Raw genomic sequence first — 23,832 nt, forward strand, 5'->3', positions numbered from 1 at the left:
CTCGGCGCATGGCGTTGCGCTCGGCGATCGTGCGTTCCAACTGTTGCGCGGTCGCGGCAACCCGGTCCTCGGGGGAGGTGACCGGGTTGTCCCCATGGCCACGAACCACCGCGATCAGCGCGGTATCGGGCCCCATGCCGGCGTCTGCGAAACCGTTGAACAGGTCGTTTGCCGCGCGCAATCCCGTCAGCAGCTCGGCATTGTCGAAGACCGCCCACTGGACCCGCGTCGCGGTGTCCGGGTCACCGAACGCCACGGTGACTTCTACTTCCCCGGTGTCGGGGTCCACACGCTGCGACAGCGTCCGCGGTACCGCTTCGCGCTTTATCGTGTCCATCGCAAAGTCGATGTCCCGATAGCCCTGCCGAACCGACCGCGGTTCGTCCGTATTCAGCGAAGCGACCCGCTTGGACCGGACCGACTCCTGGGCTATGTCGCAGGCCTCGAGGGGCAGTCCGGGAGCATTGGCGATGATGTCCGGATGGTCTCTCACCAGGATGTAGTGCACGTACGGCGGCCAGGTGCGCCATAGCCGAGCGTTGGCCTCGGCGCGGCGGCCTATCTCGGCGAGATCGGCGCCTTCGGGCACCAGAAGTTCTTGCAGACTGCCCATTCCGGCCCACGCCAGCGCGGTTGAAACCACGTAGCTGCCGGACAAGGGTGACCTTGCGAATGGGTCGTCAGGGATTTCGGGCGAGTCGTCGGCGGTTTCGAACGAATCATCGGGGGGTCCGAAAGCGCCGTGATCGGTTTCGAATACGCCGTCGTCGACTCCGGGGAGGTCGGCGGAGGGTGCGGTCAGTTCGAAGGCTCGGGAGGCGAGGGTCAGGGCATCGTCGCTTTCGGCCCTCAGCAGGACATTCTGCAGGCGTTCGGCGGTTTCGTCCCTGGTCGCGATGAGGTCTGTGACTTGCCGGCGCAGGGTGGCGGCGTCACCGGCAGGGAAAGCCAGTACCACCGTGACGGGCTCGACTTCACCCAAGAAGCCGGTCAGCTCGTCGATCAGCAGCGCCAGTTCGGGATCCGTGATCGAGGGCCTTCTTCGCTCGATCAGTTGGAAGCCCGGTCCGAAGAAGAAATCCGCCCGGCGGACCGGCAGCTTCGGCACCGTTATTGTCCTGTCGCGGACGTGTACGGACAGTTTCGGCGTCGTGGCCATGTTGCCGACCGACATCATCGGGATCCCCGGCTCACCCGGCCGCGGGAACACCAGCAGTCGCACCGCCAGATCCCCGGACACGTGCGCGACCCAGCGTTCGGCGACGGTCAGCCGGTCGGCCCACACGTCGAGTTCCGCGAGCCGGGCCACATTTTCGGCAGTCGGTTCGGCGGTGCGCAACCGGTCGCGCTCGAACACCAGGCGCAGCCGATTCACCTTGTCGCGCAACGTATCCGGCATATCTTCACCGGCCATCTCATCGGCGATGGTGTGCAGGATCGCATCCTGTTCCGCGAGATCGAGTGAGTTCCACCGCCGTTCGATCTGCTTCAGGCGCATTCTGCGGCGCGCATGCACCCGCTCGCCGGGAGCCACCTCACCGAATTCGCCATCGGCCTCGGCTGCGGCAACCGCGGCGTCGGCTCGCCAGAGCAGACCCTGCCACCTCTCCCGTAACACGTCCGGGCCCAAGCGGATACCGAACTCGACAGCGACGGGGTCGATGGTCGGCAATCCCGGACGTGGCGGAACATATCCGGGTATCTCGTCCCTGCGGGCACCGATACGAACGTTCTTGAAGTCCAGCCCGGCGATCGCCTGCGAGGTACCGTCCGGACCGAGCGATGTAGCCGCAGTTCCGTCGGCCTGCAGCGCCATACCGTCGAGGCTGTCCACGCCGTGCTGGCGTGCGGCCCATTCGTGGAACTCGGTCTCGGTGCCGCCGTCGATCACCATCACCGTGTCACCGTCCAGGTACACGGCGACTGCGTGTGCACCGATCTCATCGGCCTTGTCGAAACCGCGATATCCGAGCACCGCGACGACGACGTCCCCGGTGTCACGCACCCGGTCGTGCAACGCCTGGAACGAGGCGAAACCGCCCTTTTCCCAATCGGATCCGACAATCTGCGGCGCCAGCCGGGCGTCGGTTCCCGGTAGACCGCTCAGGTCGACCGGCCGTGCCGGTGGCCGCTTGCCGATCTTGCGATAGGCGGCATCGGTGGCGTCCGGCAGGCACATGCCCAGCCGCTCGCCGCCGGCGAGATCCGTTCCCCGCAGGTGGTTCCGGGTCGCGGTATCCGGATGTTCGTAGGCCGACATGTCCCCGGGACGATCGTCGGTGAGCAGCGCGGTGAGCTGCGCGCCGAATCCGTCGTCCAGCGCCGCGTCGACGCGGGCCAGCTGTGCGGCGGCGATATCGGCGGCGGGCGATCCGATGGCCGCAGCAGTGGCCAGGTAGAGCTCGTCCTGTACACGCAGCCGTTCCCCGGCGAGCACCCCGAGCCGCTCGGTGTGCTCGAGCAATCCGCGCAGCTGTCCGGCCGCGGCGTCCCGTTGCTCGGCGTACCGGATCATGTGCTGCAGTGCGAGCCTGATCCGGCCGACCGTCGCCGCTTCCGCGCTCCGCGGCCGGTATGACTTGGCGGCTCGGTAAGCCGCGGTCAGGTCGGTGACCTGGAGTGGGCCTGCTGGCAGCTGGAAGTTGTGGCCGGTGAAATCCTGCTGATACTGCTCCGCGAGGCGGCCGAGATGCTCGCCGATCACCTCCATCCGGGCCCGGGCCCGCGCCTGTGCCGCGCGCAGTTCATGCACCTGGCGCATCCGCCGGGAGATCGCGAGGATCGGTTCCCGCTTCGCGATCTCGATATCGGCGTCTCGGCAGGCATTCGCCGGATTCGTGCGTTCGGGCGCATCGTGCTGGGCGGCAAAGAGAGCCGCCAGCTGCGACACACGCGCCGGGGTGAGCTGCGACTCCGGAATACCCGTCTGGAGCGCCAGCTGCTCGGCATTCATGCGCCGCTCGCCGCGGAAACGCCCGAGACCCAGTTCTTGTTGACCGATGTTGTCGAAAGTGACGGACTCGACCCCGGTCCGGGCGCGCAGGTCGACGCGTTGCTGCTCGAGCATCTGCTCCAACGCAGGTATCGCAGGACTGTCGGTGGCAGGGGCCCCGGCAGCGTCGCCGGGAAGCACATCGAATTCGCGGGCCATTGCCAGCAGCTGATCCGACTCGGTGTCGAATTCGGCGACGAGCCGGATCAGCGCCTCGAGCGCATCGTCGTCAGTGCGCGCCCTGCTGCGGCCGCTCTCGATCGCCTTCGCCTGTCCGCTCAACGCGATGAGGTGGTCGATCAACTGCAAATACTGGCGCTGGGTCGTCAGTCCCAGCTCGCGGCGTATTTCAGCACGATGTACCGCGGATTCGAGCAGATCGATCTTCGCGCTGCGTGTGGGCAGTGCATCCCGGACGGCACGGACCTGCCGGTCTACGTCGGCGCCCTGGCGGGGCGCGGCGGCCGGCCGCCGCGTCGCCCTGTCACCGGCAATTCTGCGGTGCGCCGCAGCAACCCGTTCGCCGATCCGGCGGGTGCGCTGCTGGGCGCCGAGCGGCATCGGCCGGGTGAAGGCAGTGCGGTGTTCGGCCAGCTGCTCGCCGGCCAGTGCGGCCCGCACCAGGGCACGGTCACCTCGTTCGGTGTGCAGCCGGATCGGGCCGGCCGCGGTCCGTTCGGCGGCGAGGTTCGCGAGATCGGCGGCCAGCATGTCCGGGCCGGTGGCCTGGGCCACCACTACCGCCACGGTTCGGCCGGGATCCGCGCGCTGTTCTTCGGCATACACACCGATCGCGTCCCGCAGACCGCTACGACGCGACAGCGCATCCGACTGCCCGTTCGCCAGCACCACCACCCGGTCGGCGGTGCGCGGATCGCCGATGGTGGCGAAGGTGGTGTGCTCGGTCCAGCGCATATCGAATGCCGGATTGCCGGGCAGCGCCTGCGTCCACTGCCGGGTCCTGGCCTTCACATCATCGAAGTGGGTTCCGGCCTGTGGCACACGATCGGCCATGACATCCCACACCCGGACGCCGTCACCGCGCCCGATGACTTCGACAGTCGGCGGCAGCTGCCCACGTGCTTCATGGATCGCCTGGGTCGAAACGATTCGGTGCACCAGGTTCTCGCCAACCGCGTGGATGGCCGGCGCCGCATTCCCCTTCGCACCGTAGCGCAGCACTGCGACCGTGGCCGTGACCCGATCCGGCTGGTTCTCCACCTGCGCGATGTCGGCCGCCTCGTGCACCCGCGCGGTCAGCCCGCCCGAGTCGGCGGTATTCGGCGCAACGAACCAGACCTGGTGTTGCGCAGTGGCTTTGCGGTCACCGAATTCGATAGCCAGCGCCCCGTCGTCGTAGGACACCAGGTGCACCGGCATGCCCATTGCTTTACCGCGGGCGTCGGCGGCCTCCACCGCCTTCTTGATGTCGCGCAGCTCCTCGAGCCGAACCATTCCCGCGGGATCGAGGACGCGCTGTTGTGCCATCGCCTCCAGCTGCAGGAGTTCTCCCGCCGCCGCCAGCCGGTTGTTCCTGTTCTGCAACCGGCTCGGCACAACTTCGGCGGCAGCGAAGATCGCCGGGTATCCGCCCGAGAAGGCCGCGCGGACATCGACATCCGCATTCTGGGCAGTGACGCGATCCCAGAAGAGAACCGCTCCCCGTGCCTTGGCCCGAGTCGCGGCGACATCGACGCGGGTCCCGTCCGGGGCCAGCTCCGCCACATCACCCAGGCGCGCGGCGCGCACGGCGGCGTCGACAAGCGCGCGACGCTCGCGCGACCACTCGTCATTCCTATCCGGGTCCCCGGCCACCGCCGCCTCGACCAACCGCCCCTCGGCGTCCGCCACACCGGGCATATCTCGCCCGATTTCGCCCGGCGACTCCCCCTCCTCCAGCCGGTGACGCCGTTGCCCCGCCGGCCCGAGCACAATGCCGTGCAGCTTCCCACCCGGCTTGTCCCACTTGGCAAACGAAACGTCGATAACCTCGTGGCCCTTGCGTTCGTGCACCATCACCGTGCCGTCGGCGGCGCTGTACATCACGAACATATGCGCCCCGGCCGCACCGTGGGTGACAGTGCCGAGAACGATCTCGCCGTCGGCGGCCAGCGCCCGCATCTCTTCGAAATCGGCGAAGCCGTTCTCTTTCCACTTCGTGCGCAGGCGCCGCGCGATGTCGGAGGGCAGCATGCCGTTGGCCTGGATCGCCGTGTCGAACATCGACGGCGGGTCGATAGCGACACCGAGCACATCCTTGACGAACCACATCGCATCGACGGCACAAAGTTTCGGCACACCGGCCAGGTGCATTTCCTGTGTCTCGGTCAGCGACCCGGACCATTCGGCGGCACCGTCGAACATCGCGGCGACCGGGTCGACCGGCGGCGGCTGCACCGGCGCCGACCGCACCCCATCGGTGGGTGCCACCGGTGGCTGGGTCCGTTGCGTGGGTGCGGTGACGTCCTCGACCAGGTCGGCAAGCAGGTTGTCGAACGCCCTGTTCAGCAGCTGCGCGCTGGTGTCGCGTTCGGCTTCCCGTTCCGCGATGGACGAAAGCTGCCGCATCTCCCCAGCGCGCGATGCTGTCTGCATATCACCGGTGAAGATGAACTCGGCGCCGGCGATTTCCCGCTGCCGGTCCCACTCGGCCACCGCACTGCGGCTGCGCCGCAACGTATCGGTGCCGACGTCGTGCTTGTCCAGCAACGCACGTTCATTGTCGGTCAACGTGCCACGCCGGCCTTCGACGATGGCCAGATCATCCGAAAGGTCGGCCAGACGCTCGGCTCGCGCGGCCAGCCGGTCGAAGGTGTCGTCGTGCTCGGCGCGGGCACCGCGCTCGGCTGCGCGTAATCCCTTGTCCAGCAGTAGAAGTTGACGGATCCGGAATTCGAGACGGTCGAGTCCGGCGACCGTCTCGGTCAGCTCGAGGTAGCGGCGGAATTCCCTCGATGCCTGCACCTTCTCCGCATCCAGCTGCCAGCGCTCGTTGTCGTCGAGATCGAGAAGCTCCTGCCGCGCCAGCAGCGGATCGGTCAACACCTGCAACCAGCGTTGCGTCTGCTCCTCGATCTGCTCCGCCGTGGCGTTCGCGCCGAGCCGGTCGCGGGCCAGCAGCCCGGCGAGTTCGTCGCGGGTTTGCCGGTGATACCGCTGTAGCTCCATGCGCGCCGGGCCGGCCGACAGGAGCAGCCCGTGCCCATCCAGTCCGGCGTCGTCGCCCGCCCGCTGCACTTCGTTCGCGGTGTAGACACGCTGGCGCGCCGTGGCGATCGCCCGCCAGAGCAAGCCACGATGGAACGCGGGATCCGGCACCGACTCGAGAGTATTGATGTGGATGAAAGGGAAGGTCCGGTTCTCCGTCAGGTTGACCCGTACCACATGTGCTTCGCACACCGAGGTGACGGCATCGATGAGCTCCTGGAGGCTGTCACCGTGGTACGCCACCGAAGCCAACCGGACCGATGCGGACTCCTCGTCGGCGACAGCCGACAGCGCCGTCTGATGGTTGTCGACGGCATAGTGCAGCGCAGTGTGCTTACCGATGTCGGTGCCGAACGATACGGTGAACTCCAGGTGGGTCGCATCGGCGAATTCACCGATCGCAACTACCGAACCATCCTGGGCCAGTAGCGCCGGCGCCGGCGAACCGGGCAGCCGGTCGGCTGCCCGGAAGAAGGTGCGCAGCGTGGCATGAAGTTCGGGGTTCTGCTCCAGGGCGGCAACATATCCCGGCAATGTGGCAATGTAGCGGGCCAATGCCGAGGCGCCCGGAAGGCCCGCGATCAGCTCGGGGTGGGCCTGGGCCACCTTCACCAGATCCTGCGCGCTGCTCCCGGTTCGAAGCAGCACCGAAATGACCTGTTGGACAGTGGGTTCGAGCCCGAGCGTCCGCAACCGCTGGACCAGCTGTTCGACCTCGGCCGGAGCGGCATCGTTGCGGTGCTGTTCGGATTGCACTGCCGGGTCCCACAACTCACGAATGTCGTCGCCGTGGTGCTCCCCGGCAATACCCGCCATTGCGGCAGCACGCCGGACGACGTCGGCGGCATCGCGGCGGCCGACCAACAACACCTGTGCGTGCGGCTCGCCCCACCGGGCCTCGTAGACCGCGTTCATCGCGGCCACCTGCTGCGAGAAATGCGCGGAGTCGTCGTTATCGCGCCCGACCACGATTTCGTGCCAGGACATCGGCGGGCGGGCAATGGCGGCGAAATCGTAGTCGAGGGTCAAGACCATCGCCACAGAATCGGGATCGGTACCGGCCCGCTGCAGGCGCAGGAACTCTCCCGCCTCCTGTACGACGGGTGCTATCTCCTCGGTATCGGATACGGTTCCCGCCCGATAGTGGATCAGAGTCCGGGCTTTGCGCACATCACCCACGGCGACCTGGATTCGGTAGCGGCCGGCATACCCGTCGGGGACTTCGGCGAAATCGCCGTCGGTGAGCATCTCGCCCGCGAGCAATCGCACCGATGTACCCGTGTCGGATATGGCATTCTCAGTGGCCTCGACCACCGCCGACAACGCCTTGTCGGCCGCCCACAATTTCGGCAGCAGGAGCTGCTCGTCCGGGCTCAGGGCCTCCCCGGGCACCTGCAGCAGCCCCATCAGCCGATCAGCGAGCCGGCCCCGGACATGCTCGTGCAATGCATCCTCGGGCACCACCTCGCCCATGCGATACAACTGCGGATATGCGCGCAGCAGTTCCGCGCTCACCCCGGCCCGCTCCGCGGATTGCCACAGATTCAGCACACCGCGGCCGACCGCGCGGGCAGCTTCGGGATCGGCCGGAGCGTATTCACCGGCCGCCAACAGGGACCGCAAGACAGGACCGCCGGGACCGCGCATCGCGGCATCGACCAATGTCACGACTTCCGGTGCGTCCGAGGTCATCTCGGCCCACACGGTGGCCAGGTCCCGATCGAAGGCATCTCTTGCCGCGCGAATATTGTTCAGCCGGTCCTCGCGCCGGTCGAGAGCCTCGGTCAAAGCCCGCAGTTCAGCGCACCACAGCAGCGCTCCCCGAGCCTCCGGAAGGTCGAGCTGCTCGAGCTCGGCGGTGCTCGGCGCGGTATCCCGGCCGAGAAGCCGGGCGAGGTGTCGCTCGGTCCGGTCACGCTGCTCGTATAGCTCGGCGCGCTTGCGCGTCGTCACACCCGACTGCAGATCTTCCTCTGTCACACCCCAGTAATTCAGGTTGACCGGCTGTCCGAAAGCCATCGGCAGGCCCAATGGCCGCGCTGCCGCCAGCACCTCCGCAGCCCGGTCATCGAGGCGCGCCAGCATGGCGGCCCGCGCGGTGTACTCCGCTTCGGAAGATCCCGAATCTCCACGGCGACTGTGGAAGAACTGCATGAGGATGCCCAGTTCGTCCATCCGACGCTCCCACGTCGCGAAGGTGTGAGCATCGTCGATCCAGCGCATCACCTCGAACGCGTGATGGAACGTCTCTTCGACCCGCACCACTTCGAGCGGCTTATCGGTCCACTCGGCCAGATTCGCCAAGACTCGTACCACCGACACGCCGTCATCGAGATCTGCGGGCAGCCGGAAATTCGCGCGCTGTTCCTCGCTCAGCGGCGCCGCGTCGACCAACGCATTCAGCCTCTGTTGTGCTTCGCGGCACTGGAGCAGCAAGTCGTCGCGTTCGGCAGACTCCCCCTCCACCAGCAGCGCTGCCGCCCGGTCCGCATCCTGGAACCGGTCCGCAATCCGCTGCTGTGCCTCCCGCTGCCATTCACGGGCAAGCGCACGCAGCCGTTCCAAGTCCGGACCGAATGCCGGCACGGGAGCCGAGGCAGGCGACTGTCCCTGCTCATTCGGCTCCGGCCCACGCAGCGGTCGACCGTCTTCGTCGAAATCCTTACCGACCCGGTAGTTCTCGTCATCGGTACGTACCTGCGGCGCCCGGTCACCATCGGCCACCCGGCACGCCCTGCCCTGGTTGTCCAGGAACAGGGTGAGTACGGGCTGCCCCTGTTCGTCCGGGGACACGACGAGATCCGGCTGATGCACCAGCAGGCCGAGGTCCCGGCGCTCGACGTGCACCTCACCGTGCTCGTCCACCGACCTGGTCAGCCAGAAGGTGTGGCCGAGCCCGCCGTGCCGGTCATCGCCACCCAGGTTCGGAACGAAGACCACGACACCGACTCGATCGCCGCTCCCGGCCTGCTGCCCTTCGCGCTGAATGGCCCACTCGCGCAACATCCTTTCCACCGTGGCGAGATCGGCCACATGCTGCGCCCGCAGGGGCTCGTCATCGTCGGAACGGGTCTGCCCTTCCACCGGCAACTGCGGCAGCGCCGCCTCGACTTGGCTGATGAGCGATCCGGCCAGGGGACGCTCCTGCTCACCCAGCGCCGACAACAGGTCTTCGATCGAAAGCCCGTAGTAAGCGGCGATATCACGGAGTGTGTGCTGCGCGCACTGAGCCAGTTCGTGTGCGGAGATCGAGCCCGGCGGGGTGATCAACTCACCGGTATCGGGGTGGCGGTAGGCCACGACACCACCTGCGGTGCCCTCGGCGACAGCCGCGAATGCCGCCGGGACACTCTGGACCCCGATCAAGGCGCCGTCCAGCTGTGATTCGAGGTGGAACAGTTTCTCGGACAGCGCAATGTATTCGTCGGCCAGCTCGATCATCGAGGTCAGCTGGTCGATTCGCCGTGCTTCGGAACCGATTTCGAGTTGCGGAGCGCCGGTCTGGTTTTCCTGGCTCTGCGCTGTGAACAGTTCCGCTATTGCCTCGTCGCGCAGTCGACGTAGCGTGCTGGCGCGATCCCGCGGATTCGCCACATCCGCTGCGGGCACTCCGAATTGTTTTGCTCGCCCGAGCAATTGCGCGTCGGCCGCATCGAGCCTTTCGCGAACGTCGCGCCGAACACCGGTCACACTGTCGAGCTGCCGCGCCTGCGCATCCAGTCGTGCGGTGAGCAGCGTCCAGTGCCGGAGCTGCTCACCCGCCACGAGCAAGTCCGTCAGTGCCGCCCGACGTTGCTCCGACTCCGCACCCCGGCGGCGGAGATCAAGGAAACGCCTTCGATCCGGCTGTTGTGCGAATGCGCGCAGCTCTTCGAGTTCACCGAGTTCTCCGCAATGCTCCGGAGGTTGATCGGCATCCGGGAACATCCGGCGGTAGCGATCACGGGCGACGGCGTACCGGTTGTCGGCCGCCCGCCGGTGGGCACCGGCATATTGCAGGGCCTGGCCCAACACCGTGACCCCGCGAAACCAGGTATCCGACCGGACGAACTCGGTCGCGTCGGTCAGCAGTTCATCGAGGGCGAGATAGATCCGGGCAAGTGGTCCATTCCCCTCGCGCCCTTCCAGTTCGAGCACCCACTGCACCCTGGCAATTGTCAAGTCGGCCGGATTCACTCCCAGGGATTCGGCAAGCTCACCACGCACCTGCGAGTGCCACAACCTCAACCGTGCGACGTCGGCGGCCTTCGGCTCCGTCGGGATTCGGTACTGCCCGTCTCCGACCCCCGCCAACTCCCGAGCCGAATCCACAATGAAGTCCGACAACTTCGCACGTGCGGCGGGCCAATCCTCACCAAACCGAGTCAGCTCGGCACCGAACCAACCATCGGAAAACGATCCCGGTGTCAGCAGCGTCGCCCAGCCCACGTCGAATGCCTCGGTGGTCGCACGCAGCCTGTCGATACGCTCGGCGCTGGCAGCGAGCGCGTCGATGAGTGTCCGCAGCTCGGCATGTCTGCGGGCGCTGGCCGCCATCTCGGCGTCCGGAGCGGGATCGTGCCCGGTGGACGGCTTCAATTCATTTTGGGCGTCCAGCAGTTCACGCGACAGCCGCAGCAGGGTCTGTCGCCCGGGTACCATGCTCTGGTCTTCGAAAGTCAGCCCGTAGTCTTCCGGGTCCATGTGTTTGGTGGCTGCGAAGACGATGTCCCTCGGCACACTTCTGGCTTCTTCGAACTGCCGCGCCAGCTCCTCGAGCCGAATCGCGTCGGCAACCAGAGATCGATACGCCTGCGCCCCCTGAGGTGCGCCCTGCGAGTGCTGAGCGTAGGAATCGTGCAGCGCCGCATCCAACGATTCGATATGCCGAACCCAGGCACCCAATCGCGTCGCGTCCTCGACAATTACGGCTTCGTTGTGCCACAGTGCGAAATTTCCCGCGAGATCCCCTATCGCGGCGGGTTGCCCATCCCGCTCCTGGAGCCACTCCCGGATATTGGCCAGCACCCGCATGACCTGCAGGGTGTCGGACAGATCCGCGGGCAGAGTGAACTCGGCGCGACGCGGCTCGGCCTCGGGAATGCGCGCGATCATCTCGTTCAGGCGCGTGCGCGCCGCATCTCGCTGCGCCAGTATCCAGTCACGCACAGGAGAAGTGGGGGCGGCCAGTTCCGACCGGTCGAATGCGTATCCGGCAATGTCGGTGGGAAGTTGTTTCAGCAGCTGCTCGGATACCGTGCTCAGCACGGACCGTTGCAGGCCTCCGAGCTGCCACCGCAGTCGCGCCAGCACCGGCCCGACACCCACCGCACCGGGATCGGCCGGAAGTTCCGGTGGCGTCGAGTCGTCCAAACCTTCGTTGTGGGGGCCTTCGTTGTCGGGGCCTTCGGACTCGAAACGGCGACCCAGGTTGCGTCGCGGATGGTCCACGCCTGGGTTGTCGGGCGGTATTTCACCCTGCTCCAGCTTGTGCAGCGGTTGCTTGTCTTTGCCGAAAGCGATGCCGTACAAGGGACCTTCGGGCTTGTCCCACTCGTCGAACCGCACATCGTCGACCCGGTTGACGGTCACGTCGCCATCGAGTTCGGCGACCAGTTCGTGCACTCGGACTTCGCCGTCACTGCCCTGGTACACGACGAACATGTGCGCACCGATGTCACCGAAGTCGACCGCGCCGAAGACCGTGCCGCCCTGTGCCGCGATCACGTACATCTCATCGAGCGAGGAGAACCCGCCCGGATACCATTTGGCATTCGCCGCCAGCGCCGCATCTTTCGGGCTCGTGCCCTGCAGTTGCATCAAGGGGTCCTGCATGGATGGGGGTTGTACCGGCAGGCCGAGTACATTCGCGCCGAACGACATGCTTTCTGCGACGCATACCTGCGGACCTCCATTGAGCAGGTGCCGCGCCTGGGGCTTGGTGGGGCGCCGCGGCGTCGTGGTGCCATCGACAGCCGGGCCCTCGAGCTGCTTGGCATGACGACCGGGTGCACGCCGATGCCTACCACGCCGGCCGGTCGGCGGGCGTGGCGTGCGGCCGGCATCGCCGACCGGACGCGCGTGTGCAGGGGACCGGCGCACACCATCGGTCGGGCCGGTGACCACACCGCCACTGCCTTCCGGCGAGTTGGCGAGTATGTGGTCGATGTCGGCAGCGGCCCGGTCCAGCGCTTCGGTCAGCGCGGTCTCGTATCCCGTTATCTGCTCGGACAATTCCGGGCGGCCAGCGATCGCAGCCTCGTGATCGCCGGACTGCGCCTGCGCGGCGAATTGCTCGGCTCGACGCAGCATCCGAGCGGTCTGCTCGAGTAGGTCGGTGTGGCTTTCCAGGGTGGCGACCCGCCGGGCGGCGGCCGCGCACGCCTCGGCGGCGTCGGCGAGTTCGAGCAGGATGCGCGACAGCCGCAGTTGCTCCGAATCCCGTGTGGACATCGCGAGCAATTCCCCGTACGCCCGCAGCTCACTGGCCCAGGTCGCACTCGTCCGGTCCTGCTCGGTACCGATGATTCGGGCGAGTTCGCTCGACCGATCGGCGTGCGCGGCACGCAACAAATCGGCGAATTTCACGCGCGCGCGGTCATTATCGATTCCGACCTGACGTATGGCCGACGACAACGCTTCGAGGCGGGCGATCCGCTCACCGGCGGCCTGGTATCGCGCCCTGCTGATCGCGGCGACGTCCGTGTTCACGTTCGCTGCCGGCGCGTCCTGCCGATACCGCACCCGGACCGCGGCGTCCGCGCGGCTGATGCGAACCAGTTCCGGGCCGAGTGCACCGCGGCGCGTGACCGGTGTCCGGTCGTGATCGCGCACTGCCTCCGCCAGGCCGCTGTCGAGTAGTTCGTCGAGTGTCCGTGCAGTGGTGGCGTGCTCGTCGAGGTCTAGATTCCGTTCGAGCTCGTCGCGTACCTCGAGGAATTCGCTTGCCCGCCTGGCACGTTCGATCGAATGATCACCGGGCTCGGCGGGGTGCTCTGCGAGTTCCACCAACTGGGCGCGGCGCATATGGGTCGGCGGGATATCGCCGTCCAGCAGAGCGTTCAACACCATGGCGGTGCGGTCGTAGGCATCGCGGAGATCGGTCTCCAGCCTGGTCTGTTCCGCTCGGCTCCGGCGCGTGTGCGACAGCACCCGATCCGCATCGAGCCGTTCCAGGTCTGCGGCGAGTTCATCGAGCCGGGCCAGCTGGGAAGCCAACCGGCGATATTCGTCGGTGGCGCCGCCGTTGCGCACCTGAGTGGCTGCCGCGCTCAACCGTTGTTGCAATTGCGTGATCTGCCCGGCTCGCATCCGAATTCGATCGATCCGCCGCAGGATGCGCGTGGTGTCGTAACGCCAGCGGAATTCCTGTTCGGCTGCCGCGAGTTCCGGCGATTTATCGGTCCGGTCTCGCAGGTCGGCCAGTTCCTGGGCAACCAATACGTCATCGGCCAGCACCGAGGGCGACAGCCCCAGCAACTCGGCCAATCGCCCGCGGGCTGCGGCGAACTGGGTGTTCCACGCCGTGCGCGCCGGGGCGGCCGGCTTCAGCACGTTCCTCGGGTCCAGCCAGGTGTCCTGGACGATCATGTCCAACCGGTGGGCCATCATCTGCGCGTGCACGATGTGCGCCAAATCCGGCACCACGGTGCGGGGTTCATCCAGCAGCCGGGTGAGCCCTGGCCCGAGGCCGCCCCCACCGGGCCCGAAGTCACTCCCACCGGGCCCCGAGCCGCCTCCACCGGCCCCGAATATGGCGTCCGGGGCACGAGGCATCTGTGCCCTGCCCATATTCGCGATCGGGAACGCCATACCCGCGATACCGTGGCTCTTGTTGTCCGGGCCGAGCGGAACCGCCGCGGTCCCATCGGCATTGAAGACGATGCCGTGCAGCCCGGCCACACCGACCTGCTGCTCGCGCCAGATCTCGAAATCGACCGGCGCTCGATTTCCGTCGCGCACCATGACCCGGCCATGTTCCCGGTAGATCTCCACCGCGTGCGCACCGACGACACCCCGCTGCTGGAAGCCTTCGAAGGCCACCGCCCCGATCATCACCCCGCCCTCGGGCACCGCGTCAGCCATCGCATCGAAATCCGCGAACGGGGTCTGATTCCAGCCCGCGCCCACCAGCATCGCGCCGTGGTCGCCGGATACCCCGAACTCGGGTGCGGACATCAACTCCAGCATCCGGAGCCGGTTGCGCAGATCGGCCACCACCGAATCGGTGTCGGGATCCACGCCCGGAACGCGCAATCGTGCCGCCAGCGCACGCCGCAAGGCACCTCGTGCCGCCTGTGGGAAACAGTCGTTGGCAACACCTTCCACGCGATGCGAAGGCAGCCACGCCAGGACAGCCTGGTCCGGGTGCTCGGTCCGGATCCGGTCGCGGTGACCGGCCAGTGCGTCATCGGCGCGAACGTCCTCCACGAAGGTGGTGGCGGCATCGTCGTGGTAGCCGACCAACCGCACCGTCGACTCCGGAGATACGGCGCCGGACCGGGCGTCCAATAACCTTGCTACCGATTGCGCCAAGGTCGTGGCCGGCCCGATGCACACCACCGCCGCGGCCGGCTGTTCGCTCGAGGCGACCGCGCTCACCGCCGCGGCGGTGGCCCGACGCAGCGCCTCCTCCGGGGAGCCCGAATTCGCGTCCACCGCATGGACACTCACATGTGCCGCAGTGTCCGGATCACCGATCACCAGTACCGTGCCGGTGGTGCCGAGCATCTGCACCGCAGGATGCCCCGGCACCTGCGCGGCCCACCTTTCGGCGGCGGCCAGCAAATCGGCCCTGGCATTCAGCAACGCCGACCGTTCGCGCTGCTCGGCGGTGAGATCCTCCGTTGCAGGCAATTGATTCCGGTTGCGGCGCAATAGCACCCGCATCGCCTCGTCGCGCGCCGCGCGCGGGAATCCCTCGGTGGCGACGACCTCTTCGGGCGTCGCCAGGATCATCGCCGCTCGAGTGCCCGGATCGGTCCACTCCCATGCGATTTCCTGATCGGCCGCCGATCGCGCCCAAGACCGGATATTGCGCCAGCGATCCGCCGCCCGATTGTGCTGCTGCTGACTGTATTCCACATCCTCGGGCAGCGCCGGACGCGGCTGGACACGAACGGAATCCACCCCCTGTCCGTGCTCCGAGATGCGACGTTCCAAGGCATCGATCCGGCCGCGGGTGCGGTGATACCGCTCAGTCGAGGCGATCACCCACTGCAACCGTCGAGCCGGATCCGAATTGGGGTCGAGTTCCGCCAGAGATTGCCGAACTCTGTCCAGGGCGTCGTGGTAGTTGTCACCCGTCAACTCCGATTCGGAGACCGACAGTTCATCGACGACAGCAGCGGGCAACTGTCCGAGCATGTCGACCACCGCCTGCCCGGCACTGCGCAGTTCGACTGTCAGTGCGCGATATCCGACGCGCAGGCCGGGTGGGATCTCCAGCGACCCATCACGGGAGTAAATATCGGTGAGAGTCCACTTCGCCCATCGGACGCCGGCCTCGGCGGCGGCGAGATCATGGTGCGCCGCGGTGATCTCGGGATGTTCCCGGTACAGGAAATTCGCCGCTTCGACGTCCTGTGCCCGATGCACTGCGGCGGACCATTCCGCCATCGCGGCAACATAATTCGTCTCGTCATCGGTCCACCGGGATTCGGGCCGGTCGCTGATCTCGTGGAACCACCCCCCGAATTCCTGGAGCCGTTCACCCAACCGGTGCAAGTGCTTGGTCGCAATTTCCAGCAGGATCGGCACATTCGCGCCCGCGGCCGTGATGGTTTCGTGGGCGAACCGGATTTCGTCGGCGACCCGGTCCGATACAGCCAGATGGTCCAGACTCACCCTCGGTTGCCACTTGACCAGGTCGCGCAGCCGTGACCAGGCGCGGTCGTAGTCGTCGACCAGACGCTGATAGTGCCCACGCACATCGGCGGGAACCCCGTCGCGCGGTGCCGGCAGCCTGCGGGGCAGCGGTTCGGACTCCGCGCACGACACCGCGAACACCGAGACATTGTCGTGGCCGCCGATGAGCAGCGCACGGTGAAGTATCCAGCCGACCATCGACCGCAAGTCACCGTTACGGCCCTCGTCCTGCAGCCGTCCCAGCTCGAACGGATTCTCGGGATCCAGCAACCTGATCCCGTCGGTGTCGACGTAGATGACATCGGTCGCCGACACCGGACCGGACCGGATGTAGGTTCCCAGCGGGTGCTCACGGATATTCTCCGGCGGCGGTCCATTGCGACGGCCGAGCGCGAAGGTGATGTTGTGGCGATCCTCCTTGCGACGCGCCTCCTCATCGGACATGCCTTGCAGCCGATACCAATTCAGCCTCGTGTGGTCGGTCGTGAGCAACTCCGCGGTGCCGTCCGCATGCGCCTGCTGAACTTGGCTGTCACCCACCCAGCCGCTGACCTGGTGGCCCGGGCGCCCGTTCCGGCCCGGCATCACCATGACCGCCGCGATCGTGCTGGCCGGCGGATTGTCATCATCCGGATAGTCGCGATCCGACATCGCGACCACCGCTGCCTGGGCGGCATCGATCGCCGCTCGCATCGCATCGCGCATCCGCCGCTTGACCTCGTCATCCGACAGTCCCGCGGGGAGCCCGCGCGCGAATTCCTCCAGGTGCCTACGGGCCGCCGCCGCGGCTACCTCGGCAGCGCGATGCCCGTCCGTCGACCAGGACACGCCGTCACAGACGATCGCGATCCGCACCGGCCCATGGGGGGTCTGCACCACCGCGGCGGCAATGCTGTCCTCGTTGCGCGATTTCCTCGCACCGAGCTCGCTGACTCCCACGATCGAACCGAGGTCGAGCTCGACATGATCGATCGCGGTGCCGTCATCTCCCACTGAAAAACGTTGCGCAGGAATATCATCCAGCTTGACTCCGCCCGTCCAGAGGCCAGGTAGTTCCGCGAGCGGCCGCAGAGCGAGGTCTGCGGCCAGCGGCCGGATGGTCTCTGTGACCAAGTCCTTGGCAGCCATGTAGTGCCGCCAGACATCAGCCTCCTCACCGTGCAGGACCGGAGACCACTTCGGCCCCTTCCGATCCTCCCGGGCTCTTTCGATCCGCCGAAACGCGTCGAACCAGACGTGCCATTCCTCCACGGCGGCCCCGTACCGCACGAGCGCATGACGCTGTCGAGGCGACAGCGGCTCGTTCTGCAGCGCACCCAGCTGGTCGGCGAAGGCGCCGACTTGCTCTTCCCGCTCCCTGAAGCGTTGCACCGCTCGCCGCATCGCCGGGATGGCCGCCAGCTCCGCCGGGCCCCGGGGGTTGGGGTCGACGGGATGTCCCTGCTCCGCGGCACGCTCACGTGCCTCCGCATCATCTTTGCGTGCCTGCGAAAGGTCCGCGGCGGCGGCCTCCATCGCACGTCGCGCCCGGTGATAGTCGCGCAGAGCCTGCAGTCCCTCGTGCAACTGCTCCCTCCGAACGGGCGCATCCGTGGGTTCGTGCGGGGCGCCCAGTACCGCGATGCCGGTGGCATTGTCCTTTGTGCCGTCGTCGAGTTCGGTGTCCGCCAGCGTGTGGAGTGCGGCGGTCAGGTCACCGTTATGCGCGGCGAGGGCGCGGGCGAACGCCGGTGCCTGGCGGTTCTCACCGCCGAAGCCGTCGGAGCGGACGAACAGGACCTCATGGGCGGCGACCTCACCGTCGGTGAGGTAACGGTAGTGGCGCTGTTCACCTTTCACCGGCGCGCCACCGCGAGCGCCGTAGCCGGCCGCGTTCTGCAGGCCCAGCCCGAGCACATTCATCAGTGCGCCGCGGCTCTTCTTCGCCTCGCCGACAACCTGCGAAACCTCGTCGATCAGTTGGGCATTCGACTTCTCGAGATCGATCACTGCGGCCGAGTCCACCGCGTCGTAGAGCATGTCCATGCCGACCCGCGTATGGTCGAAGGTCGCCGTGCGCGACCTGCTCGGGTCGATCGGGTCGAGCACGTCGACGCGGCTGTCACCGACCCAGCCCGCTGTGTACTTACCTGGTTCCCCGTCCTGACCGGGGTCCACCAGTACCACTGCAATGGTGGCCTGCGGCGGCCGTACGATCGCCTGCGGGTCGGCGCCATTGTCGAGATCCGCGAGGGCCTGATCGCGGATACCGGCGTATTCATCGTCGGTCAGTTTCATGACGGCGGCTTGGGCGGCAGCGATGGCATCGGCGACCAGCTGCCGGCGCTGCTCATCACTGATCGGCTTATAGGGGGTGTGGTTTCGCAACGCCTCGCGCAGGCTCTTGCGGGCCGCCGTGACCGCCACGGATGCGGCGCGCTCGCCATCCACCGATACCGACACCCCGTCGGAGACGATTGCGAATCGGATCGGCCTGCCGCCGACCATGACGACCTCGGCCGCCATCGCATCCTGATTGCCGCGGTACTCCGGGCCCCGATCACTCACCCCGACAATGGATCCCAGATCCAGGGTTTCCCTGGCGAGTTGCGCCCAGGTCGCCTGCAGCGGATCGGTCGCGGCGCTCACCCGGCGCATGAGGGCGCGTCCCTGCGCCGCGTCGACCCGGCCGAGCACCGCATCGCGCACATCCTGCACCGCGTCCGACCAGGCCGGCAACGCCGCGGCATAGCGCCCGGCCGCGGCGAGCCACTCCGGCGAATGCTGTCGCTGTTCGTCTGTCCTGCGCCTGCCGTCCCTCGCGTCCTCGGGATGCTTCTTCCCCATCTCGTGGAGCAGCACCTTCGTCTGGGCGGCCATGCCGTCCAGCTCGTGGTAGTGGTTGGTGTGCACGGCCAGCTCGTGCCATCCGGGTAGCGGGCTGCGCGGCGGCGGGGTGGGCAACTCGGCGTCTGGCGAATCGGGCGTCAACGACTGCAGACGCGCGAGTTCACCGGCGTAGTCCTGCGACTGCAGAGCCACCCGCGAAGCATTGTCCACTCTGACGACACCATCCGCGTTCATCACCTCGATTGCGGCGGCCATATGCCGGCCGGCCTCGTCCCGGCGCGCTGTGATGTCATCCAGCGCCTCCTGCAACAGAGTCCGCGTACGTTCCGGCCCAGGTGGTGAATTGTCGAAAGGAACCCCGAGGGCGGCAACGGCTTCCGGCCGTGCGCCGATATTCGCGATCGGGTACGCGACGCCGGCCATCCCCGCCGTCCGGCCGTCCTCGTCCAGCGGGACGGCAGGTGACCCGTCGGCGTTGATGACGATGCCGTGCCATCCGATCACACCGGACAGTCCCGCACGCCACGACTCGAAGGTGACCGCGGGGCCCGTCCCGTCCTGCACCATGACCCGGCCGTTTTCGCGGAAGAGCATCACCGCGTGCGCACCGACCGCCCCCCGCTGCTGGAAGCCGTCGAATGCCACCGCCCCGATCATGACCCCGCCCTCGGGCACCGCGGCAGCCATCGCATCGAAATCCGCGAACCCGTCCGGATGCCAACCGGCGCCGAGCAATTGCGCGAGCAAGGGACCGCTCAGACCGTTCTCCGGCACTCCGAACAGCCGCAGCATCGACAGCCGATGGCGCAGCTCGTCGATCACGTCGGGATCGGCATCGGGATTGTCTTCCAGGCCGGCCAGTATCCGCGCCAGCCCGGCCTCACCGGCTACCTGGCCACAGTCGTTGGCCACACCTTCCACCCGATGCGACGGTTCCCAGCGCACCACACCCGGCTCCGGCGCGTCGACATCGATCCGGTCCCGATGTTCGGCCAGTGCCGCGTCGTCCCATGCGTGCAACACCAGATCCGGATCGGCATGCGGCATGCCCTCGAACTGCGGGCCCCGCGCGGGGGCCACGTCCTCATGCCCCACCAGCACCATATCCGGCACCGAAAGTCCGTTGTCGGTAAGTTCTTTCACTATTCCGGCAACCTCGGCGGCCAGGGCGGCGCCGTCCGCACCGATCCACACCACCGCGGCGGCCCGCCGCTGCGATGCCGCGACACCGTCGACCGCGGCCGCCGTCGCCTGCATCACGGTCCCCACCGTGCCCCGGCTGTTCTGGTCCACCGCATGGAAGCGGATCTCCTGCGCCGCATGCAGATCGCCGACCACCAGCAACGTTCCGGCACGGCCGGTCATCTGTACCGCCGGATGCCCCGGCACCTGCGCCGCCCACCGCTGCGCCGCATTCACCAGATTCGCCTGGAAGTTCGCCCGCGCCGACCGGCCCGCATCCGCATCGGCCTGCTGTCGCAACGTTTCCCGCTCGCGATGCAAGCTCAGCCGCGCGGCTTCGTCGCGAACTTCGCGGGGCAGTCCCTCGGTGTGAGCGAGCGCCTCGGGCAGCCGCTGGATCAGCGCCCGCCTGGTCAGGCGATCGGTCATATCCCACATGACCTGGAAATCGGCGGGTTCGTGCGCGAACATCTGGATGGCCCGCCACCGGCGCACCGCCCGAGCGTGCTGGTCGGCCCGCTGTTTATCGGTGAGCGCGGCCTCCGCGGCCAAGACGTCCGCGGCCACCAGTGGTCGCGGCTGGGCATGCACCGAGTCCACACCGTCACCATGTGTTCGAATGAACCGCTCCAGTGCCGCTATCCGGTCGCCGGCCCGGTGGAATCGCCGCACGGTGTGGATCAGCCAGTCGATGGTGATGTGCAGCGCATCCCGGTCACCGAATTCCTCGGCCGCTATCTGCTGCAACACGCCGAGTGTGCTGTGGTAATCGTCGCCCATCAGGCTCTCGACGTCCACCAGCTCCTGGACGGCGACCGGCAACGAATCTCTCAGCTCGCCCAGCGTCTCCTGCGCGTCCCGCTGTTCGGCGACCTGCGCGCGGTACCCGCGCCGCAACGCTGCCGGGATCTCCAAACTCCCGTCGCGCGAACGAGTGTCATCGAGTTGCTGCACGGTCCGGCGGACTTCGTCCAACGCGTCCGTGTAACGCTGCGTCGCGGCCACCACATCCTGATTGCCCACGGCCGGGCCAAGCCCCCGGTTGGGCAATTCGCGCAACACCGCCACCTGGCCGGAATTCCCGCCCGCCCACGCTTCGTCGACAGCGGTCTGCGTCGCCTCCCACAACCCCTGCAGCGTCACCGACCAAGCCGACAGTGCGGCAAGGTATTCCGCATCATCGGCGGTCCACTGCGCCGGTGCCCGGCCCTCGACCCGGTCGAGCCACCGCCCGAACTCACCCAACTGCTCGAGGAACGCGTGGAAATGCCGCGCCGCGGACTCCAACTGGTCCACGACCGGATCGTCACCCAAGCGATGTATTTCGCCGAGGAACCCATCCCGCGACGCCACGAGTTCCGGATTCGCCCCCGCCTGCGCGGCGAGCCGCCACAGCTCGGCGCGAGCGCGCTGGTATTCGTCGGCCAGGACCCGGTAGTGGCGCCTGAACCCGACCGGAATGCCCATGGGCGGCGGGGGCAGCAGCCGGGGCGTCGACTCCGCGGGAGCGCCGGATATCAACGTCACAGTGGTGTGGTCTGCCCCACCGTTGAGCAGTGCCCGGTTCAGCATCCGGGCCCGCATCCGCAGCAGATCGGTATCGCGTCCGGCATCGAGGAAGACGGCCATCTCGTCGGCCTCGGGGTTGGTATTCCACAGACCGTCGGTGCAGATCACGATGACGTCGTCGGCCGACAATGTGCCCTGGAAGATGTACTCCGAGAACACCGCATCGTCGGGCGCGGGCGGACCGGCGTCCACGCCGAGCGAATGCATGATCCCATGGGCTTCCGGGTCCCGGAGCAGCTCACGCTGGGAAGTGCGATCCTCGGGCGGCAGCTCCTCCTCTGTCTTCTGGAGATACCCCGCCATGGTGTGGTCCGTGGTCACTGTCTCCGACCGGCCGTCGGCGCGCAGCCTGAGCACCCGGGTGTCACCGACCCCACCCGCCGTGTACTGCCCTGGCCGGCCGTCGCGTTCCGCTGTGACCATCACCGCCGCGATCGTGGTGCGCGGCGGTTTATCGGCGTCGGCGTACTCCGTTTCGCTCAACCGCACCACCGCGGCCTGCGCGGCGTCGATGGCCCCCCGCATCGCCCGATCGGCGTCCTCGGCGGTGAACATGCCCTGGTGCTGGGCTGCGAAGCGTGCCAGATGCGCGCGGGCGGCCTCGGCGGCGACCCGTGCGGCGCGGTGACCGTCGATCGTCGATCCCACGCCGTCACACACCACCGAGATCCGGACCGGCCCGTTCGGGGTGTTGACCACCACCGATTCCATCCAGTCCTGGTTGTGTGGCTTGTTCGCGTTCGCGCCCTTGTCGGTGACTCCGACGATCGTGTCGAGATCGACAGCGAAATGGTCGACAGGTTCGGTGAAATCGGCTGCGACCGTGGCGATTCCGGACAGATCGACCGGGCCCCACCCGCCGTCCAGCTCGGCGACCGGGCGCAATTCGGCAGCTGTGGCCAGGCGCTGCGCGGCCGCGTGCAGCCGGCGAGTAGCCGTCTCGTGGCGCTGCGTCAACGCCTCGTAGCCCTCGGTGTTCGGATCCGCATCCGCCATCTCGTCATCGACGGCGCGCCACTGCGCCACCGCGGCAGCGAAGTCGTGCAACCACTGTCGCTGCTGTGCTGAAATCCCGTGCGGCAGATCAGCTCCGAGCAGATCCAAGAAAGCGTCGACGCGCTGTTGGGCGGCTTGGAGCCGCGCCACCGCCGCCTCGGCGGCCCCTCGCACCCGCTGCTCCTCCGGACCGGGGCCGTCGTCCTCGGGGCGCTCCGCCATCCCGTCTTCGTAGCTGGACTCGTCCAGGTCACGTGCCGCGCGGACCTCGCCTGCTGCGGCTGTCATCTCCTGGCGCGCAACGTGATAGGCGACCAGGTCGTACAGCCCGGCCTGTACCTGTGACGTTTCGATGTGCTCCGGCAGCGATGACGCGGCGGGTACCGCCTCGCCGCTCCCGGTCTCACCCCGCAGTGGCCGATTGTCCACGGCCGCATCGGATTCGGTGGTCAGGGCCTCCGGCGGCGGCTTCGGTACATCTCCATCTCCCACCACTGCCCGCGGGTCGTCGGCGCCGATCTCCCCGGCCAATGCCGCCGCCAGATTCGCCGCGGCATCGATCTCCGTCAGCAGGGTCGTGAGCTGTGCGGGGTCCGCGCCCGGATTATCCCGCTCCCGCGCGAGTTCATCCCGTTTCCGATCCAGCACGACAAAGCAGGCGAGCTCGCGCACCTCGGCTGCCAAGCCCTCGGCCCGCATGACGACCTCGGGATGGGCCGCTGTGAATGCGTCTCGCTCATCGACATTCAACTGCTGCCACAGCTGGACCATCACATCGGCCTCGGCCGATGCCAGATCCTCGATAAGCACATTCAGCCGCGCCAACGCCGCATCCAGCAGCGCGGCATTATCCTGCCCGCGCCCGACTGTCTCCCGGGCACGCTCGCGGCTCGCAGCGATCCGCCTCCGATCGCGCGCGGAAAGCCCGCTGGTGGCCAGCTCCGCCGCCATGTGCTGGACTGCCTCGATCCAGCCCCGCAGCGTCGCGAGCTGCTCGGTATGCGGGCCGGGCGCACCCGGCCGCGATGCCTGAAATGCCGTGTCGCGTTGCTGCAGCTCGGCAAGCACTTCCCGCGCCAGCGTCAACCACGTCGCACACGCGGCTGCGTGCACTCGCGGGTCGAGCCCCTCGGCCCGCATCACCAGAATCAGGTGCTGCTCCAGGAACAGCTGGTGTTCGACCGTCGTCAGCCTCGGCCACAGTTCCGCGA

The 23,832-nt window shown here is 67.6% G+C and carries 1 protein-coding gene (only partly in view); it reads right to left on the reverse strand.

All 23,832 nt of this window come from inside a single coding sequence — locus tag ACIBW7_RS16440, HpcH/HpaI aldolase/citrate lyase family protein (RefSeq protein ID WP_397047094.1), on the reverse strand. Of the gene's 126,159 coding nucleotides, 7,741 precede the window and 94,586 follow it; the stretch shown corresponds to coding positions 7,742-31,573, spanning codon 2,581 (partial) through codon 10,525 (partial); reading right to left, the first codon wholly in view occupies positions 23,828-23,830. The start codon and the stop codon both lie outside this window.

This window comes from Nocardia sp. NPDC049526 (assembly GCF_044465765.1).
Taxonomy (GTDB): domain Bacteria; phylum Actinomycetota; class Actinomycetes; order Mycobacteriales; family Mycobacteriaceae; genus Nocardia.